At 70.6% G+C, this 18,838-nt stretch carries 16 protein-coding genes, 1 pseudogene and 1 riboswitch; of the genes and pseudogenes, 8 read left to right on the top strand and 9 right to left on the bottom strand.

Annotated elements, in window-relative coordinates; translation table 11 throughout:
• Positions 1–263: 263 nt before the first annotated feature.
• The 4 genes from rlmN to ACFYQ5_RS33410 all read left to right on the top strand — a co-directional run bounded on the left by rlmN (position 264) and on the right by ACFYQ5_RS33410 (position 5,414).
• On the top strand, positions 264–1,370 hold the full coding sequence (rlmN, locus tag ACFYQ5_RS33425) for a 23S rRNA (adenine(2503)-C(2))-methyltransferase RlmN (RefSeq protein ID WP_351276221.1): 1,107 nt from the start codon (positions 264–266) through the stop codon (positions 1,368–1,370).
• Between the two features lie 78 nt (positions 1,371–1,448).
• Positions 1,449–1,565, top strand: a riboswitch (TPP riboswitch).
• A gap of 71 nt (positions 1,566–1,636) precedes the next feature.
• Entirely contained in the window at positions 1,637–2,731 is a 1,095-nt protein-coding gene (locus ACFYQ5_RS33420) for a thiamine ABC transporter substrate binding subunit (protein ID WP_389203081.1), read from the top strand.
• A gap of 44 nt (positions 2,732–2,775) precedes the next feature.
• Entirely contained in the window at positions 2,776–4,389 is a 1,614-nt protein-coding gene (locus ACFYQ5_RS33415; protein WP_389203079.1) for an ABC transporter permease, read from the top strand.
• Between the two features lie 2 nt (positions 4,390–4,391).
• Complete coding sequence (locus tag ACFYQ5_RS33410) at positions 4,392–5,414, top strand: ABC transporter ATP-binding protein (RefSeq protein ID WP_389203078.1); 1,023 nt, start codon at positions 4,392–4,394, stop codon at positions 5,412–5,414.
• A gap of 38 nt (positions 5,415–5,452) precedes the next feature.
• Here ACFYQ5_RS33410 and ACFYQ5_RS33405 read toward each other — a convergent pair whose 3' ends face one another.
• The 5 genes from ACFYQ5_RS33405 to ACFYQ5_RS33385 all read right to left on the bottom strand — a co-directional run bounded on the left by ACFYQ5_RS33405 (position 5,453) and on the right by ACFYQ5_RS33385 (position 10,580).
• Positions 5,453–6,571: an LOG family protein gene (locus tag ACFYQ5_RS33405; protein WP_389203076.1), complete on the bottom strand. Its 1,119-nt coding sequence runs from the start codon at positions 6,569–6,571 to the stop codon at positions 5,453–5,455.
• A gap of 34 nt (positions 6,572–6,605) precedes the next feature.
• The gene (locus ACFYQ5_RS33400) at positions 6,606–7,769 is read right to left on the bottom strand and encodes a hypothetical protein (RefSeq protein ID WP_389203075.1); all 1,164 of its coding nucleotides are present in this window, start codon (positions 7,767–7,769) and stop codon (positions 6,606–6,608) included.
• The gene (locus tag ACFYQ5_RS33395) at positions 7,751–8,488 is read right to left on the bottom strand and encodes an ABC transporter ATP-binding protein (protein WP_389203074.1); all 738 of its coding nucleotides are present in this window, start codon (positions 8,486–8,488) and stop codon (positions 7,751–7,753) included. The genes ACFYQ5_RS33400 and ACFYQ5_RS33395 overlap by 19 nt, the downstream gene beginning before the upstream one ends.
• Positions 8,489–8,724: 236 nt before the next feature.
• Complete coding sequence (locus tag ACFYQ5_RS33390; protein WP_389203073.1) at positions 8,725–10,104, bottom strand: aspartate aminotransferase family protein; 1,380 nt, start codon at positions 10,102–10,104, stop codon at positions 8,725–8,727.
• Positions 10,089–10,580, bottom strand: a complete 492-nt coding sequence (locus ACFYQ5_RS33385; RefSeq protein ID WP_187355837.1) for an Lrp/AsnC family transcriptional regulator — start codon at positions 10,578–10,580, stop codon at positions 10,089–10,091. The genes ACFYQ5_RS33390 and ACFYQ5_RS33385 overlap by 16 nt, the downstream gene beginning before the upstream one ends.
• A gap of 177 nt (positions 10,581–10,757) precedes the next feature.
• Here ACFYQ5_RS33385 and ACFYQ5_RS33380 point away from each other — a divergent pair, with 177 nt between their 5' ends.
• Positions 10,758–12,197 carry a gamma-aminobutyraldehyde dehydrogenase gene (locus tag ACFYQ5_RS33380; protein ID WP_389203072.1) on the top strand — a complete coding sequence of 480 codons (1,440 nt, stop codon included), beginning with the start codon at positions 10,758–10,760 and terminating at the stop codon, positions 12,195–12,197.
• Positions 12,198–12,350: 153 nt separating this feature from the next.
• Here ACFYQ5_RS33380 and ACFYQ5_RS33375 read toward each other — a convergent pair.
• The 3 genes and pseudogenes from ACFYQ5_RS33375 to ACFYQ5_RS33365 form a co-directional block, all read right to left on the bottom strand.
• A pseudogene (locus ACFYQ5_RS33375) lies at positions 12,351–12,521 on the bottom strand (SAM-dependent methyltransferase); the annotation flags it as partial.
• Positions 12,522–12,573: 52 nt separating this feature from the next.
• Positions 12,574–13,278: a glycerophosphodiester phosphodiesterase gene (locus ACFYQ5_RS33370; protein WP_389203070.1), complete on the bottom strand. Its 705-nt coding sequence runs from the start codon at positions 13,276–13,278 to the stop codon at positions 12,574–12,576.
• On the bottom strand, positions 13,275–14,333 hold the full coding sequence (locus ACFYQ5_RS33365) for an adenosine deaminase (protein ID WP_389203069.1): 1,059 nt from the start codon (positions 14,331–14,333) through the stop codon (positions 13,275–13,277). The genes ACFYQ5_RS33370 and ACFYQ5_RS33365 overlap by 4 nt, the downstream gene beginning before the upstream one ends.
• A gap of 119 nt (positions 14,334–14,452) precedes the next feature.
• On the opposite strand from ACFYQ5_RS33365, the gene ACFYQ5_RS33360 reads away from it, so the two are divergent.
• Positions 14,453–15,160 (top strand): DUF4190 domain-containing protein, encoded by a 708-nt coding sequence (locus ACFYQ5_RS33360; RefSeq protein ID WP_389203067.1) that lies wholly within the window; start codon positions 14,453–14,455, stop codon positions 15,158–15,160.
• 67 nt (positions 15,161–15,227) lie between these two features.
• On the opposite strand, the gene ACFYQ5_RS33355 is transcribed toward ACFYQ5_RS33360, so the two are convergent.
• Positions 15,228–15,767 (bottom strand): NADAR family protein, encoded by a 540-nt coding sequence (locus tag ACFYQ5_RS33355; RefSeq protein ID WP_389203088.1) that lies wholly within the window; start codon positions 15,765–15,767, stop codon positions 15,228–15,230.
• Positions 15,768–15,986: 219 nt separating this feature from the next.
• On the opposite strand from ACFYQ5_RS33355, the gene ACFYQ5_RS33350 reads away from it, so the two are divergent.
• Positions 15,987–17,501 (top strand): gamma-aminobutyraldehyde dehydrogenase, encoded by a 1,515-nt coding sequence (locus ACFYQ5_RS33350; protein WP_389203086.1) that lies wholly within the window; start codon positions 15,987–15,989, stop codon positions 17,499–17,501.
• Between the two features lie 48 nt (positions 17,502–17,549).
• Positions 17,550–18,797: a spermidine/putrescine ABC transporter substrate-binding protein gene (locus tag ACFYQ5_RS33345; protein ID WP_389203066.1), complete on the top strand. Its 1,248-nt coding sequence runs from the start codon at positions 17,550–17,552 to the stop codon at positions 18,795–18,797.
• Positions 18,798–18,838 lie beyond the last annotated feature (41 nt).

Genomic DNA, 18,838 nt, shown 5'->3' with positions numbered 1-18,838 from the left:
CGCCCCCCCCGCGCGGGGGGGGGGGGGGGGGGGTGGGGGGTGTTTGGGGGGGGGGGGGGGGGGGGGGGGGGGTTGTTGTTGGGGGGGGCGGGGGGGGGGGGGCCCCCCCCCCCCCACCAACGTTTACGGAGAGGGCGAGGCGGCGCTCACGGGTGTGATCCGTCACTGCCACCCGTCCCGTCCCGGCCGCGGAGGCCGGGAGCAGAGCCGTGAGCGGTCGGCGGACATGAGTACCACGGCGTGTCTGCGACACTGGATGAACCATGCCTAAGCCCGGAGAACTCACCTTTGTCGCGCCCCGTGGAGCCAAGCGGCCGCCGCGGCACCTCGCCGACCTCACCCCCGACGAGCGCAAGGAAGCAGTCGCCGCGACCGGCGAGAAGCCCTTCCGTGCCAAGCAGCTGTCGCAGCACTACTTCACGCGGTACGCGCACGACCCGGCGGAGTGGACCAACATCCCGGCCGCGTCGCGGGACAAGCTCGCCGAGGCGATGTTCCCCGACCTCATGTCGGTCGTGCGCCACATCAGCTGTGACGACGACACCACCCGTAAGACGCTCTGGAAGCTGCACGACGGCACTCTCGTGGAGTCCGTCCTCATGCGGTATCCGGACCGGGTGACCATGTGCATCTCGTCGCAGGCCGGCTGCGGGATGAACTGCCCGTTCTGCGCCACCGGACAGGCGGGGCTCGACCGCAACCTGTCGACCGCCGAGATCGTGCACCAGATCGTGGACGGCATGCGCGCGCTTCGCGACGGCGAGGTCCCGGGCGGGCCCGCGCGTCTGTCCAACATCGTCTTCATGGGCATGGGCGAGCCGCTGGCCAACTACAAGCGCGTGGTCGGGGCGATCCGGCGGCTGACGGACCCGGAGCCGGACGGCCTCGGGCTGTCGCAGCGTGGGATCACCGTGTCCACGGTGGGCCTGGTGCCGGCGATGCTCCGCTTCGCCGACGAGGGCTTCAAGTGCCGCCTCGCGGTCTCGCTGCACGCCCCCGACGACGAGCTGCGCGACACCCTCGTCCCCGTGAACACCCGCTGGAAGGTCCGTGAGGTCCTGGACGCCGCGTGGGAGTACGCGGAGAAGTCGGGCCGCCGCATCTCCATCGAGTACGCGCTGATCCGCGACATCAACGACCAGGCCTGGCGGGGCGACCGGCTCGGCCGGCTGCTCAAGGGCAAGCGGGTACACGTCAACCTCATCCCGCTGAACCCGACCCCGGGCTCGAAGTGGACCGCCTCGCGGCCCGAGGACGAGAAGGCGTTCGTCGAGGCGATCGCCGCCCATGGCGTGCCGGTCACCGTCCGGGACACCCGCGGCCAGGAGATCGACGGGGCCTGCGGGCAGCTGGCGGCCTCCGAGCGCTGAGGAGATACCGGCGGACGGGCACTATCCGGCCGGTACGGCGTGATCCGGCCGGTGTAGCCTGGCCCGGAAATCAACTTCATATTCCGACAGGGGAGCGCCACAGCGCTGAGAGTGCGGCACCGAGGACAGGTCGGCCGCAGACCCTCTGAACCTCGCCCGGGTCATTCCGGGTAGGAAGTTCGGACCTTACTCAAGCTGTTGCGCCCTGCCCGCTCACCGAGCGGGCAGGGCCGCGTCTCTTCCTGGTCACGTCCAGGAGGAATCACATGAACACCACCACGAAGTACGCGGCGACGGCGCTCGCCGCCGCGCTCGGCGTCACCGCGCTCGCGGGCTGCGGCGGTTCCGACGACAAGGCTTCCGGTGGCGAGGGAGCCGGTTCCAAGACCGTCACCCTGGTCAGCCACGACTCGTTCAACGCCTCGGACGCCGTACTGAAGGCGTTCACGAAGGAGACCGGCTACACGGTCAAGGTGCTCAAGAGCGGTGACGCCGGAGCCGCGCTCAACCAGGAGATCCTGACCAAGGGCTCCCCCCGGGGCGACGTGTTCTTCGGCGCCGACAACACGCTGCTCTCCCGGGCCCTGGACCACGGTCTGTTCACGCCGTACGAGGCGAAGGGCCTGGACCGTGTCGAGGCCGGCACCCAGCTCGACTCGGAGCAGCACCGGGTGACGCCCGTCGACACCGGCGACATCTGCGTCAACTACGACAAGAAGTACTTCGCCGACAAGAAGCTCGACCCGCCGAAGTCCTTCGACGACCTGCTGAAGCCCGCGTACAAGAACCTCCTCGTCACCGAGAACGCCGCGACCTCGTCGCCCGGCCTCGGCTTCCTCCTCGGCACGGTCGCCACCTACGGCGAGACCGGTTACCGGGACTACTGGAAGCAGCTGAAGAGCAACGGCGTCAAGGTCGTCGACGGCTGGGAGCAGGCGTACAACGAGGAGTTCTCCGGCTCCGCAGGCGGCAAGAAGGCCAAGGCCGACCGTCCGCTCGTGGTCTCGTACGCCTCCAGCCCGCCCGTCGAGGTGCTGTACGCCGATCCGCAGCCCACCGAGGCCCCGACCGGTGTCGCCACCGGCACCTGCTTCCGCCAGATCGAGTTCGCCGGTCTGCTGGACGGCGCGAAGAACGAGGCGGGCGGCAAGGCGCTGCTGGACTTCCTGATCAGTAAGCAGTTCCAGGAGGACATGCCGCTGAACATGTTCGTGAACCCGGTGGTGAAGGACGCGAAGCTTCCTGAGCTCTTCACGAAGTTCGGTGCGACCGTCGACAAGCCGGCGACCGTGGCCCCGGAGAAGATCGCCAAGAACCGTGAGCAGTGGGTCCAGTCGTGGTCCTCGCTCGTCGTGAAGTAGTCGCGCGGCCCCCGCGCGGGGGGAACGCGGTGCGGCTCGGTCTCATGGCCGTGCCCGTCGCGTTCTTCGCGCTGTTCTTCGCCTACCCGGTCGTCGCGATCGTCGGCCGGGGGCTGAAGACGGACGGTGACTGGCAGTTCGGCCGGATCGGTGAGGTGCTGAGCCGGGCGGACATTCTCGACGTCCTCTGGTTCACCACGTGGCAGGCCCTCGCCTCGACCGCGCTCACCCTGCTGATCGCGCTGCCGGGCGCCTATGTCTTCGCCCGCTTCGACTTCCCAGGGAAGCAGCTGCTGCGGGCCGTGGTGACCGTGCCGTTCGTCCTGCCGACCGTCGTCGTGGGTACGGCGTTCCTGGCACTGCTGGGGCGCGGCGGGTTCCTCGACGAACTGTGGGGCGTCCGGCTCGACACCACGGTGTGGGCGATCCTCCTCGCCCACGTCTTCTTCAACTACGCGGTCGTCGTACGGACCGTCGGCGGCCTGTGGTCCCAGCTCGACCCCCGCCAGGAGGAGGCCGCCCGGGTGCTCGGGGCCGGCCGCCTCGCCGCCTGGCGGAGCGTGACCCTTCCCGCGCTGGCCCCGGCCGTCGCCGCAGCGGCCCTGATGGTCTTCCTCTTCACCTTCACCTCCTTCGGGGTCGTCCAGATCCTCGGCGGTCCGGCCTACTCCACGCTGGAGGTGGAGATCTACCGGCAGACCGCCCAGCTGCTCGACCTGCCGACGGCCGCCGTGCTGACCCTGGTGCAGTTCGCCGCGGTCGGCGGGATCCTCGCCGTGCACGCCTGGACCGTACGGCGCAGGGAGACGGCCCTGAAGCTCGTCGACCCTGCGCAGACCTCCCGGCCACCCCGCGGGGCCGGGCAGAGGGCGCTGCTCGGCGGAGTGCTGCTGACCGTGCTGGTCCTCGTTCTGCTCCCGCTCGGCGTGCTGGTGGAACGGTCCCTGGACACCTCCGGCGGCTACGGATTCGGCTTCTACCGGGCACTCCGGTCCGCCGACGCCAACGGCTCCACCTTCCTGGTCCCGCCGCTCGACGCCATCGGGAACTCCCTGCGCTACGCACTGGTCGCGACGCTGATCGCCCTCGTGATCGGCGGCCTCGCGGCTGCCGCGCTGACCAGGAGGGCGGGCAGGCTGGTGCGGGGCTTCGACGCCCTGCTGATGCTGCCGCTCGGGGTGTCGGCGGTCACCGTCGGCTTCGGCTTCCTCATCACGCTCGACGAGCCGCCGCTCGACCTGCGTACGTCCTGGATCCTCGTCCCGCTCGCGCAGGCGCTGGTGGGCGTCCCCTTCGTCGTACGGACCATGCTTCCCGTCCTGCGCGCCGTGGACGAGCGCCTGCGCGAGGCCGCCGCGGTGCTCGGTGCCTCGCCGCTGCGGGCCTGGCGCGAGGTCGACCTCCCGCTGGTGAGGCGGGCGGTGCTGGTGGCCACCGGGTTCGCCTTCGCCGTGTCGCTCGGTGAGTTCGGGGCGACCGTGTTCATCGCGCGCCCCGACAACCCCACCCTGCCGGTCGCCGTCGCCAGGCTGCTCGGACGGTCGGGAGAGCTCAACTACGGCCAGGCGATGGCCCTCAGCACGATTCTGATGCTCGTCTGCGCGGTGTCACTGCTCCTGCTCGAACGTATCCGCACCGACCGATCCGGGGAGTTCTAGAGATGCTGGCAGTGGAGTCCGCCACGGTCCGCTTCGGGAAGCGGACCGCGTTGGACGCGGTGGACCTGGAGGTCGCGGACCACGAGATCGTCTGTGTGCTGGGGCCGAGCGGCAGCGGCAAGTCGACGCTGTTGCGGGCCGTGGCCGGGCTGCAGCAGCTGGACGGCGGACGGGTGTTCCTGGACGGTGTCGACCAGGCTCCGCTGCCCGTGCACCGGCGCGGGCTCGGCCTGATGTTCCAGGACCACCAGCTGTTCCCGCACCGGGACGTCGGCGCGAATGTCGCCTTCGGCCTGCGGATGCACGGTGTCTCCCGCGCCGAGCGCGACCGCAGGGCCGGTGAACTCCTCGACCTCGTCGGCCTGCCCGGGGCGGGCCGACGGGCCGTCGCCGCGCTGTCCGGCGGCGAACAGCAGCGGGTGGCCCTCGCCCGCGCCCTGGCGCCGCGCCCGAAGCTGCTGATGCTGGACGAACCGCTCGGCCAGCTGGACCGGAGCCTGCGCGAACGGCTCGTCGTCGAGCTGCGCACCCTCTTCGGCCGGCTGGGCACCACGGTGCTCGCCGTCACCCACGACCAGAGCGAGGCCTTCGCCCTCGCCGACCGGGTCGTGGTCATGAGGGACGGCCGGATCGCCCAGGCGGGCACCCCGCTGGAGGTGTGGCAGCACCCCGCGTCCGCCTTCGTCGCCCGCTTCCTCGGCTTCGACAACCTGGTGGACGCCACGGTCACCGGTACGGCCGCCGACACCGCCTGGGGCAAGGTGCCGGTGCCCGAGGGATCGCCCCAGGGCGACGGCGAACTGCTCGTGCGGCCCGGCGGCGTCCGGATCGGCAGCCCGAAGGACGGCCTGCGCTGCACCGTGGGCGTACGCACCTTCCGCGGCCACCAGGTCACCGTCACCCTGCACCCCGGCGACGGACCGGCGCTGGAAGCGGAGTGCGGTCTGCGGGACACCCCGGACGAGGGAGCCGTCGTGGGAGTGACGTTCGACCCGGACGAGACGGTGGTCCTTCCCCCGGCCTGAGTGCTCCGGAGTCCGGCCCGCCGAGCGGGCCGGCGGGTTCAGTCCGTCAGCCGGGCGAGAGCCCCGGCCGCCTCCTCCACCGTGTCGACGAGCGCGATGCGGGACTCCATCGGCCTGCCCGCCGCGAGTGCGCTCAGCAGCGGCCAGGCGGGCAGCTTCTCCGTCCAGTGCGCGCGGTTCACCAGGACCATCGGGGTGGGCGCGGAACGCGACTCGTAGTAGTTCGGCGTCGCGTTGTCGAAGATCTCCTGCACGGTCCCGGCGGCACCGGGCAGGAAGATCACACCGGCGGTCGAGCGGGCCAGCAGGCCGTCCTCGCGCACGGCGTTTGCGAAGTACTTGGCGACGTGGTCCGCGAAGGCGTTCGGCGGCTCGTGGCCGTAGAACCACGTGGGGATCGCGACCGAGGAACCGCCGTCCGGCCAGCGTTCCCGTACGGAGAAGGCGGCCCTCACCCAGGCAGTGATCGACGGGCTGAACGACGGTTCCGCGGCCAGGAGTTCACAGGCCTTGACCAGCATCGCGTCGGAGTGCGGAGCCGCGTAGGCACCGAGGTTGGCCGCCTCCATGGCACCCGGGCCACCGCCCGTCGCCACGGTCAGACCGCTGCGGGTCAGCTCCCGGCCGAGCACGGCCGCGCCGTGGTACTCCGCGGAGCCGCGGGCCATCGCGTGGCCGCCCATCACGCCCACCACCCGGGCCCCGACGAGGTGTTCGTCCAGGGCGTCGGACACCGCGTCGTCATGGAGTGCCCGCAGCATCGAGGCGAAGACGTCGCCGTTCGACTTGGTCAGCTGGAACCAGTCGTATGCCCGCGCGTCGGGCGTCGACTCGTAACCGCCCTCCACCAGGCCCTCATACAGGGCGTCCGGGGTGTACAGCAGCCCGCGGTACGGGTCGAAGGGGAGGCCGGGCACCGGCGGGAAGACGAACGCCCCGTCCGCGCGTATCTTCGCCTCGGCGCGGGGCGCCATGCGGCAGCCGAGGAAGACGGCGCCCTGGGTGCCGGTCGTGAGCAGCGCGTCGCTCCGGTCCGTCAGGTCGACGGCCTGGACGCGGTGACCGGCGAGTGTTCCGGCCGCGACTGCCTGGTCGAATGCGGTGAGCGTCTCGATCTCGACGCCTGGCGCGTACGTGTACTCGTCCGTGGTCTCCACGCCGCCATGCTACGTACCGCCCCGGCCACGGGTGTCACCCCGTCAGAGGCAGCGCTGCCAGCTCCGCGATCGCCCAGGTCAGCGGGGCGAAGGCGACCAGCAGCACCAGCGCCCTGAGGGCGGCGGCGGACCGGAGTGCGGCGGCGGGGGCGCCGAGCCGCAGCAGGGTCCTGGCCGTACGGGTACGGGCCTGCCGGGCCTCCAGCGCCGTGGTCAGCAGGGTCGCCGTGGTGCAGCCGAGGACGAGTACGGCGCCGAGCGCGGTGAGCGGGCCGAAGGGACGAGCTCCGCCGGTGCGGAGTACGGAGGCCGCGACGACCCCGGACAGCACCGCGCAGACGATCCCCAGCGGGCGGCCGATCCGGGTCGCCTCGTCCATCAGGACCCTGCCCGCCAGCAGCCGTACGGCGCCGGGGCGCACCGCCTGGAGCAGCCGTCCGCACAGATGGGTGAGGCCAGGCCCCGCCATGGCCAGGCCGATCGCGGTGAGGACCCAGCCCGCGAGCACGGCGGCGGGGGTGGAGTCCAGCCGGCCCGGCAGCGGGAACGGGCTGCCCGCCGAGCCGCGGCTCGCGTACGCCTCGACCGCGAGTCCGGCCGCGGTGAGCGCGACTCCCCAGGGCAGCCCTGTCGGGGTCGGGGCGGGTGCGAGGTCCTCCTCGGCCTCCTGGGCCTCGGACGGCGCGACCGGCCTGGAGCGCAGCGCCAGCCCGCCGGCCGTGGACGAGGCCAGCGGCACCAGGGCCAGCAGCGTGAGTGCCGCGGCGAGGGGCAGCGGGGTGCCCGCGCCCAGGAACTCGGCGGCGCCGCCGTCGAACGGCAGACCGGTCAGATCGCCCCGCAGATGGAGGAAGAAGAGCAGCGCGACCACCGATCCCAGCGTGGTGGACACCGCCGTCGAGATCGCCGCCAGCACGGAGAGACGGGCCGGGCCGAGACCGGCGGCGAAGAGCCCGGGCCGCGGGCGGGTGCTCGGATCCGTACGCGCGACCGCCACCGCGAACTGGACGGTCGCGGCGAGCGGTACGGCGCACCACAGCAGCCGTAGTACGGAGCTCGACGCGTGCGCCGGGTGCCCGGAGGCGTATCCCAGGGTGCACAGGAGCAGGAAGCCGACCCCGGCCGACGCGGCGGCCAGGAGCAGACGCCGCATCAGGACGAGGGGGTGCGAGCCGCGGGTCAGACGGAGAGCGAGCACGCCGAGCGGCCTTCCGTATCGGACGCGGCGGGCAGGGAGACGGTGGTGACGCGGCGGCCGTCCAGCAGGCCGACCACCCGGTCGGCGAGCGCGGCGACCTCCGCGTCGTGGGTGGCGAGCACGACGGTGATCCCGTGGGACCGCGCCGCCGTGGTGAGGGTGCGCAGGAGCTGTGCGCGCTCGGCGTGGTGCAGCGTCGCGGTCGGCTCGTCCGCGAAGATCACGGACGGAGAAGCGGCCAGCGCGCGGGCCACGGAGATCCGCTGGCGCTGCGCCTGGAGCAGGGTGTTCGGCCGCTCCTTGGCGAGCGGGCCGATGTCCAGGCGCTCCAGCCACTCGATGGCGGCCTTCTTCGCCGCCCGGTGCGAGACGCCCCGCAGCAGCAGCGGCAGGGCGGTGTTCTCCCAGGTGCTGAGCTCGGGTACGAGCTGCGGCTCGGCCGCGATCCAGCCGAATCTGTCCCGGCGGAGCTGTTCCCGGAGCCGGGGGCCCATGGTGTGCACGGGCACGCTGTTGAACCAGACCTCACCCTGCTGGGCCACGAGCTGGCCGGAGAGGCAGTGCAGCAGTGTCGTCTTCCCGCACCCGCGGGGCCCGGTCACGGCGAGGATCTCGCCGTCGCGGACACCGAGCGAGACCCCGCTGAGCCCCGGCGATCCGTTGTGGGAGTGGTGCAGGGAATGTGCCCAGATCACGTCGTTGTCGGGCGGGGCCACCATGGCGTACACCTCGGTTCGGATCAGATTTCCCGTCTCCCGCACGGGGGGACGAATACAACGAAAACAGAGCTGATCGGTCACTTGGCACGCTAGGCAGCTGGAGCGGGGTGTCGGGACAGTACGCGGCCCCGGATGCCCCCTTCCCACTCGAACAGGTGCATCCGGGCCGCGTGGTCCGGATGAAATGACTGCTGGAAGCCGTGCCGGTGGCAGGCGGCGGCAGTCGGTGGTGCCGGTCAGAGCTTCGCCCAGGCCTCCGTCAGGACGCCGCGCAGAATGCCCTCGATCTCGTCGAAGGTCGACTGGTCGGAGATCAGCGGCGGCGCGAGCTGGACGACCGGGTCTCCGCGGTCGTCGGCCCGGCAGTAGAGGCCGTTCTCGTACAGCTCCTTGGAGAGGAAGCCGTACAGGACGCGCTCGGTCTCCTCGTCGGTGAACGTCTCCTTGGTGGCCTTGTCCTTCACCAGCTCGATGCCGTAGAAGAAGCCGTTGCCGCGGACGTCACCGACGATCGGGAGGTCGTGCAGCTTCTGCAGCGTCGTCAGGAACGCGTTCTCGTGGTCCAGGACGTGCTGGTTGAGGCCCTCGCGCTCGAAGATGTCGAGGTTGGCGAGACCGACCGCGGCGGAGACCGGGTGGCCGCCGAAGGTGTAGCCGTGCAGGAAGGTGTTGCCGCCCTCGTAGAACGGCTCGGCCAGCCGGTCGGAGATGATGCACGCGCCGATGGGGGAGTAGCCCGAGGTCATGCCCTTGGCGCAGGTGATCATGTCGGGGACGTAGTCGAACTTGTCGCAGGCGAACATCGTGCCGAGGCGGCCGAACGCGCAGATGACCTCGTCGGAGACGAGCAGCACGTCGTGCCGGTCACAGATCTCACGCACGCGCTGGAAGTAACCGGGCGGCGGCGGGAAGCAGCCGCCGGCGTTCTGCACGGGCTCCAGGAAGACCGCGGCGACGGTGTCCGGGCCCTCGAACAGGATCTCCTGCTCGATCTGGTCGGCGGCCCAGCGCCCGAAGGCCTCCGGGTCGTCACCGAAGAGCGGGGCTCGGTAGATGTTGGTGTTCGGCACCTTGTGCGCGCCGGGGACCAGCGGCTCGAACGGGGCCTTGAGCGCGGGCAGACCGGTGATCGACAGGGCGCCCTGCGGGGTGCCGTGGTAGGCGACGGCACGCGAGATGACCTTGTACTTGGTCGGCTTGCCCTTGAGCTTGAAGTACTGCTTGGCCAGCTTCCAGGCCGTCTCCACGGCCTCGCCGCCGCCCGTGGTGAAGAAGACCTTGTTGAGATCGCCCGGCGCGTAGTCCGCGAGCCGCTCGGCGAGCTCGACCGCCTTGGGGTGGGCGTACGACCAGATCGGGAAGAAGGCCAGCTCCTGCGCCTGCTTGTACGCCGTCTCGGCGAGCTCGTGGCGGCCGTGTCCGGCGTTGACGACGAACAGGCCGGAGAGACCGTCGAGGTAACGCTTGCCCTTGTCGTCGTATATGTAGGTGCCCTCGCCACGCACGATGGTGGGAACGGGCGCGTTCTCGTAGTCCGACATGCGGGTGAAGTGCATCCACAGGTGGTCGTACGCGGTTCGGCTGAGGTCCTTGCTCACGGCTATCGGGTTCCCCACATATAGGTCTGCTTCTTGAGCTTGAGGTAGACGAAGCTCTCGGTGGAGCGCACACCGGGAATGGCCCGGATGCGTTTGTTGATCGTCTCCAGCAGGTGGTCGTCGTCCTCGCAGACGATCTCCACCATGAGGTCGAAGGAGCCCGCGGTCATCACCACGTACTCGCACTCGGCCATGGCTGAGAGGGCCTCGGCCACGGGGTCGAGGTCGCCCTCGACGTTGATCCCGACCATCGCCTGGCGCCGCAGCCCCACGGTGAGCGGGTCGGTGACGGCGACGATCTGCATCACGCCCTGATCGAGCAGCTTCTGGACGCGCTGGCGTACGGCCGCTTCGGACAGGCCCACGGCCTTGCCGATCGCGGCGTACGGCCGACGTCCGTCCTCCTGGAGCTGCTCGATGATTGCGAGGGACACGGCATCGACCGCTGGTGCCGATCCGTTCCCGGTCCTGGAGTCTGCGCTGCGACTGGCCACGCCCCCACTCTGCACGGCGCCTCGTCTGTCTGGCAAGCCCGAATCGATGAAATTCGTTGTTTGGGCATCCGGATGTCACTGAATCCGAAGTTCGCGGCGGGTGGGTATGTCGAAAGCGTCACCTGACGGTCTAGTGTTGGGGTCTCACCCATCGGACAGCTGACAGGAGGGGTGGTTGTGACCACCGAGGTGCGCCGTCTGCGCAACTACATCAACGGAGAGTTCCGGGACGCCGCGGACGGGCGGACCATCGATGTGGTCAACCCGGTGACGGAAGAGGTCTACGCGACCTCACCGCTGTCCGGACAGGCCGACGTCGATGCCGCCATGGAAGCCGCGGCCGCCGCGTTCCCCGCCTGGCGTGACGTGACGCCCGCCGAGCGCCAGAGGGCACTGCTGAAGATCGCGGACGCCTTCGAGGAGCGGGCCGAGGACCTCATCGCGGCCGAGTCGGAGAACACCGGCAAGCCGCTGGAGCTCACCCGTACCGAAGAGATCCCGCCGATGGTGGACCAGATCCGCTTCTTCGCGGGCGCCGCCCGGCTGCTCGAAGGCCGCTCGGCCGGCGAGTACATGGAGGGGCTGACCTCCATCGTCCGGCGCGAGCCGGTGGGTGTCTGCGCCCAGGTGGCGCCGTGGAACTACCCGATGATGATGGCCGTGTGGAAGTTCGCCCCGGCGCTCGCCGCGGGCAACACCGTCGTCATCAAGCCGTCCGACACCACTCCGGCGTCGACCGTGCTGATCGCCGAGATCATCGGGCAGATCCTGCCCAAGGGTGTCTTCAACGTCCTCTGCGGCGACCGTGGGACCGGCCGTGCGATGGTCGAGCACCCGACCCCCGCGATGGCCTCCATCACCGGCTCCGTACGGGCCGGTATGCAGGTCGCCGAGTCCGCCGCGAAGGACGTCAAGCGGGTCCACCTGGAGCTCGGCGGCAAGGCCCCCGTCGTCGTGTTCGAGGACACCGACATCGCCAAGGCCGTCGAGGGCATCTCCGTCGCGGGTTACTTCAACGCGGGCCAGGACTGTACGGCCGCGACCCGCGTCATGGTCCACGAGTCCATCCACGACGAGTTCGTCACCGCGCTCGCCAAGGCGGCGGCCGACACGAAGACCGGCCTGCCGGACGACGAGGACGTGCTGTACGGACCGCTCAACAACGCCAACCAGCTGGCGCAGGTCAGCGGGTTCATCGAGCGGCTCCCCGCACACGCCAAGGTCGAGGCGGGCGGCCACCGGGTCGGTGACAAGGGCTACTTCTACGCCCCGACCGTGGTCTCCGGCCTCCGGCAGGACGACGAGATCGTCCAGCACGAGGTCTTCGGCCCCGTCATCACCGTCCAGTCCTTCACGGACGAGGCCCAGGCCGTCGAGTACGCCAACGGCGTCGAGTACGCCCTGGCCTCCTCGGTGTGGACCAAGGACCACTCCCGCGCGATGCGGATGTCCAAGAAGCTCGACTTCGGCTGCGTGTGGATCAACACCCACATCCCGCTCGTCGCCGAGATGCCGCACGGCGGGTTCAAGAAGTCCGGCTACGGCAAGGACCTCTCCGCGTACGGCTTCGAGGACTACACCCGGATCAAGCACGTCATGACCTCGCTCGACGACTGAGCGACGCCGCGTACGCGAACGGTCCCGGGCTCCTGGCGAGTTCGAGAGGCCGTTCGCGTTCCCCGGGGGCGGGCCGGCCGTTCGGTCTCCCCCGGGGGGACCCGCTGGTCGTCCGACGCCGGGGACGCGTGAACGGCCGGCCGTCGCCCGTGACATCACCTCCGAGGAGCGGAACTCCGTCGTAGGCCCGGTGACCCGGTCACCCACCACGCGGTCGACGGGGTAGTGGTCGCCGCCACCCAGCCAGTAGTTCCCCACCCGGGCGTTGTGGGCGATGCCGGCGCGAACACGGGAGGGTGTGGCGCGGGGGTCGGACTCGGTCACGTCTGATCCTGGGATCACGGACCGTACGGACCGCCCATGACGCCCGGGCTGATCAAGAGGTGCCGGTCGAAGGGGAGTTGGCCAACTGCGAGCGGAGCGCTTCGATCCGGTTGGTGGTGATCGAGTCGACGCCGTACGCGAGCAGCCGGCGCATCGTGCGACGGGTGTCCACCGTCCAGGCCGAGACCAGCAGCCCGTCGGAGTGGACCCGGTCGGCCAGCTCGCGGCTCAGCAGCCCGAAACGGTAGTTCAGCCAGCGCGGTCGCACCGCTTCGAGCAGCACGGGGCGTGGCGGCGCGAGTGTCGTCCAGGTCAGCGCGATCTCGGCGGACGGATCGGCCGCGCGCACCTTCAGCATCGCGTGCGTGTCCGCACAGTAGTACACGCGCTCCCGCGCCCCGCACTCCCGCACCACACCGACGATCTCCCGTACGGACGCGTCGGTCGCGCCGGGCAGGTCGACCATGATCCGGCGGTCACCGGCGGCGGACAGCGCCTCCCGCAGGGTCGGCACCCCGCCGCCGGTCGACTCCGTCAACTCCGACCGATCCAGCCGGTCGAGGCGGATGTCGTGGCCCCACAGGCGCTTCAGCGTGGAGTCGTGGAGCAGCACGGGCACCCTGTCCCGGGTGACACGGACATCGATCTCGACCGCGTCCGCCCCCCGTTCCACGGCGGACCGGATCGAGGGGAGGGTGTTCTCACGGGCACGGTAGGGATCGCCGCGGTGGGCCACGGCGGTGACGGTGGTGGTCATGAGGAGATTGTGACCGGAGGGATCACGGGCCCGGCCTCCAGCCAGTTCGTCGTGTAGGTGTCGATCTCGGCGGCCAGTGTCCGCTTGCCGGCCGGGTCCAGGAACGAGGCCTCCACGGCGTTCTTCGCCAGATCGGCCACTCCGCGCTCGTCCAGGCCGAGCAGCCGGGCCGCCACCCCGTACTCGTTGTTGAGGTCGGTGCCGAACATGGGCGGGTCGTCGCTGTTGACCGTGACGAGTACGCCCGCCTCCACCATCTCCCTCATCGGGTGCCGGTCGAGGTCCGCGACCGCCCGGGTGGCGATGTTCGACGTCGGGCAGACCTCCAGGGCGATGCGGTGCTCGGCGAGGTGGGCCAGCAGCTTCGGATCCTGGGCGGAGCTGGTGCCGTGGCCGATGCGCTCCGCGCGCAGCGCGGTCAGCGCGTCCCAGACGGTCTGCGGGCCCGTGGTCTCACCGGCGTGCGGGACGGAGTGCAGCCCCGCGGCGATCGCACGGTCGAAGTAGGGCTTGAACCGCGGACGTTCCACACCGACCTCGGGGCCGCCGAGACCGAAGGAGACCAGGCCCTCGGGCCGCAGGTCCACGGCGAGCCGGGTGGTCTCCTCGGCGGCCTCGAGCCCGGCCTCGCCAGGGATGTCGAAGCACCAGCGCAGGACGACACCGAGCTCGGCCTCGGCGGCCTTGCGGGCGTCCTCGATGGCCTCCATGAAGCCCTGCTCCGGGATCCCCCGACGGGTCGAGCTGAAGGGGGTGACGGTCAACTCCGCGTACCGGATGTTCTGCCGTGCCATGTCCCGCGCGATCTCGAAGGTCAGCAGCCGGACGTCCTCGGGGGTGCGGACCAGGTCCACCACCGAGAGATAGACGTCGATGAAGTGCCCGAAGTCGGTGAAGGTGAAGAAGTCCGACAGAGCCTCCGGGTCCGTGGGGACCTTGGAGTCGGGGTGGTGGGCCGCCAGTTCGGCCACGATGCGGGGCGAGGCCGACCCGACGTGGTGGACGTGGAGCTCGGCCTTGGGCAGCCCCGCGATGAAGGGGTGCAGATCGTTCATCGGATACTCCCGGATCTCTTTTCACCGCCGGGCGTCCCGGCGGCACCGATCATCGTAAGGCGGGGCTCTTCGGCCGGAGGCCGGGCCGTAGCATGGCGGAACCACGATGGGGGAGGCCCATGTCAGACAACACACAGCAGCCCGGGGGCGAGGGCGCGCCGCGCAATCCGTGGGCTCCGCCGGACAGCAGGGTCGAGCTCGGCAAGCAGCCCGCGGACGCGGTCCCGCCCGCGGTGCACGACCAGCCCACGGTCACGTCGATGCCGGGCGCCGACGCGGGCACCGGTCCCATACCCGGACCGGCCGGATCGTTCGGCCCGCAGCCCCCGGTGCCCGCGCCGCCGGTCGGGCCGAACGGGCCGGGGGAGCCCGGCCCTTACGGCTATCCGGCCGCTCCCGCCGCGCCCTCGGCGGCGTACGGCTACCCGGCCGCTCCGGCCGCCCCTTCGGCTTCGTACGGTTACCCGGGCTACCCCGGCTACGGCGGCCAGCAGCCCTGGGGCCCGGCGCCCGCGAACGGGCTGGGCATCGCGGCGATGGTCCTCGGCATCATCGCCGTGGCCGGCTTCTGCATGTGGGGGTTCGGCATCATCCTGGGCATCCTCGCCCTGATCTTCGGCATCATCGGCCGGGGCCGCGCCAAGCGCGGCGAGGCGACCAACGGGGGCATGGCACTCGCCGGGATCATCCTCGGTTCGATCTCGATCGTCATCAGCGCGATCTTCCTCGGATTCCTGATCTGGGCCGTCGCCAACGACGAGTCGGGCAGTGACTACGACTACGACGACCCCTACGCCACGTCACTGGTCGTCGGCGTCTCCCGCTGACCCGCGGTGAACGGACGCCCGTGGCCGGGCCGGGGGAAGCACGTCCCGGGTCCGGCCACGCGCCGCGTCACCCCGCGCGCAGCCGTGTCCGCGCCTCCATGAGCGCGAATCCCAGCAGATTGAGCCCCCGCCAGGACGCCGGGTCCGCGGCGCGCGGATCGTCCTTGGCGAGACCGATGCCCCATATCCGGTCCATCGGACTGGCCTCGACGAGCACGCGCTCGCCGGTGCCCAGCAAGTACGCCCGCAGAGCCGGATCCTGGCCGAACTTGTGCACGCTGCCCGCGACCACCAGGGCGAACCGCTCCCGCTCCCATACGCCGTCGTCGAAGTCCTTGACGAGCCGGCCCACCCTCTTGGCCGCCGCCGGACTGCTCGCCGCCACGGCCCGGGCCTCCCCCTCCGCGTCCCCGAAGAGCCGCGCCTTGCCGGCCATCATCCAGTGCTCGGCCGAGGCGTAGGTCACCGAATCGACCGTGAACGGCGCCGGCCACCACTGACTGAGGCAGCTCTCCCCGAGCCTGCCGTCCGAGCGGGGCCGATGCCCCCAGAACGGCAGGTACTTCACCTTCTCCCCGCGGGCCGTGCGCGCCAGGAGACCGCCCATGTGTTCCTGTCCCATGACAGCCGAGTCTGGCATCCGCCACTGACAGCGAGTACAGGGTTTTCCGCACACGCGAGACACATCGTCGACAGATTCCGTTGCGTAACCAAAAGGAAACAACGGAATCACTTGTTGGTGGAGGTCTCCTCTGTCAGGATCGGCAGTCAATTCGACGAGGAGCTACGCCGCCCCTGGTCACACGGGGCAGCGGAGGAGAACGTCATGGGCAACGGCTTCCAGGTGCAGGACCGCTTCGCCGCAGGTGCGCAGTACATCGGCGGCCGGCTGCGCCCCGGCACATCGGGACGCCACCAGGACGTGACCGACCCCGCCACGGGACGAACGCTCCACCGCTACGAACTGGCGGGCACCGACGACGTCGACGCCGCAGTGGCCGCCGCCCGCGAGGCGTTCCCCGGCTGGTCGGGGCTCACCCCGGCCGAACGGTCTGAGGCGCTGCACCGCTTCGCCGCCGTGCTCGCCGGGCAGGCCGAGGACCTCGCGTACGCCGAGTCCCTGCAGTGCGGCAAGCCCGTCAAGCTCACCACCGGGTTCGACGTCCCCGGCACGGTCGACAACACCTCGTTCTTCGCCGGTGCCGCCCGTCACCTCGAAGGGAAGTCGGCCGCCGAGTACAGCGGCGACCACACCTCCTACGTACGCCGCGAGCCCCTCGGGGTCATCGGCTCCGTCGCTCCGTGGAACTACCCGCTCCAGATGGCGGCCTGGAAGATCCTTCCGGCCGTCGCCGCAGGCAACACCATCGTGCTGAAGCCCGCCGAGATCACCCCGCTGACCTCGCTGATGTTCGCGCAGGCGGCCACGGAGGCCGGGCTCCCCGACGGCGTGATCAACATCGTCTCCGGCGCCGGGCAGGACGCGGGCGAACACCTCGTGAGCCACCCCGACGTCGCGATGACCTCCTTCACCGGGTCCACCGCCGTCGGCAGGCGGGTCGCCGCGCTCGCCACCTCCAACGTCAAGCGGCTGCACCTGGAACTCGGCGGCAAGGCGCCCTTCCTCGTCTTCGACGACGCCGACCTCGACGCCGCGGTCCACGGAGCGGTCGCCGGTGCCCTCATCAACACCGGCCAGGACTGCACGGCCGCCACCCGCGCCTACGTCCAGCGCCCCCTCCACGACGCGTTCGTGAGCGGGGTCGCCTCCCTGATGGAGAGCGTACGGCTCGGTGACCCCTTCGACCCGTCGACCGACCTCGGTCCGCTGATCAGCCATCAGCAGCGCGACAGGGTCGCCGGCTTCGTCGACCGTGCCCGCTCCTACGCCACCGTCGTCACCGGCGGCGAGGCTCCCGGAGGCGAGCTCGCCGACGGCGCCTACTACCGGCCGACCCTCATCACGGACGCCGCCCAGGACAGCGAGATCGTCACCTCGGAGATCTTCGGCCCCGTCCTGGTCGTGCTGCCCTTCGACACCGACGACGAGGGAATCCGCCTCGCCAACGACACCCCGTACGGACTGGCAGCCTCCGCCTGGACCACCGGTCTGTACCGGGCCAACCGCGCCACCCGTGAGCTCAGGGCGGGCTGCGTGTGGATCAACGACCACATCCCCGTCATCAGCGAGATGCCGCACGGCGGGTACGGGGCCAGCGGCTTCGGCAAGGACATGTCGTCGTACTCCTTCGAGGAGTACACGCAGGTCAAGCACGTCATGTACGACAACACCGCGGTCGCCAGGAAGGACTGGCACCGCACCGTCTTCGGGGACCGATAGCAGCGGCCGCCGCACGACGGCCCCACCCACCCGGAAGGGCACACGCGTATGGAGCAGTACGAGCCCGAGCGCCTCTCCGCGCCACAGCTGGCCGCCATGAGGCGCAGCCTCACGAACGGCAGGGGCGCCCTCACCCGCCGTTCGCTCCTCCGGGCGTCGGGCACGGCAGCCCTCGCGCTCGGCGGCCTCGGGGCGCTGACCGCGTGCGGCATCCCACCCGCCGGGCGGGAAGGGGAAGCCGCGGCATCCGACGACCACTCGGCGACGGAGAAGCAGGTCAACTTCTCCAACTGGACCGAGTACATGGACGTCGGTGAGGACGAGAAGAGCCGTCCGACCCTGGAGGCGTTCACGAAACGCACCGGGATCAAGGTCAAGTACACCGAGGACATCAACGACAACGTCGAGTTCTTCGGGAAGATCAAGCCGCAGCTCGCGGCGGGGCAGGACACCGGCCGCGACCTGATCATCGTGACCGACTGGCTGGCCGCCCGCATCATCCGGCTCGGCTGGGCGCAGAAGCTCGACCACGCGAACCTCCCGCACGCCTTCGCGAACCTGTCGGCCCAGTTCCGTAGGCCCGACTGGGATCCGGGACGCGCCTACTCCTATCCGTGGACCGGCATCCCGACCGTCATCGCCTACAACGAGAAGGCGACCGGCGGCCGGAAGGTCGACTCCGTCACCCAGCTGCTCGACGACCCCCGGCTCAAGGGCAAGGTCTCGTTCCTCTCCGAGATGCGCGACTCGGTCGGCATGACGCTCCTCGACATGGGGAAGGACCCCGGGTCGTTCACGGACGCCGACTACGACGCGGCCATCGGCCGGATGCAGAAGGGCGTCGACACGAAGCAGATACGCCGCTTCACCGGCAACGACTACACCGCGGACCTGAGCAAGGGCGACATCGCGGCCTGTGTGGCCTGGGCGGGGGACATCATCCAGCTCCAGGCCGACAACCCGGCGATCAAGTTCGCCATCCCGTCCGCCGGTTACATCACGTCGAGCGACAACATGCTGGTCCCGGCCCAGGCCCGGCACAAGACCAACGCCGAGAAGCTCATGGACCACTACTACGAGCTCCCGGTCGCGGCCCAGCTCGCCGCCTACATCAACTACGTCTGTCCGGTGGACGGGGTCGCCGGTGAGCTCGCGAAGATCGACGAGTCGATGGCGTCCAACCCGCTGATCCTCCCCGACAAGGCGATGGCCGCGAAGTCTCATGCCTTCCGCTCCCTCAGCTCCGAGGAAGAGACGGCGTACGAGGAGAAGTTCGCCGCGCTCATCGGCGCCTGACCGGCCCGTCCCCTTCCCGATCTCCCCCGACACCACTGGGA

This window comes from Streptomyces sp. NPDC005794 (genome assembly GCF_042871445.1).
In the GTDB taxonomy this organism is placed as follows: domain Bacteria; phylum Actinomycetota; class Actinomycetes; order Streptomycetales; family Streptomycetaceae; genus Streptomyces.
Note: the sequence above shows the minus strand (reverse complement) of the source record. Positions and strands in the feature narration are given on the sequence as shown.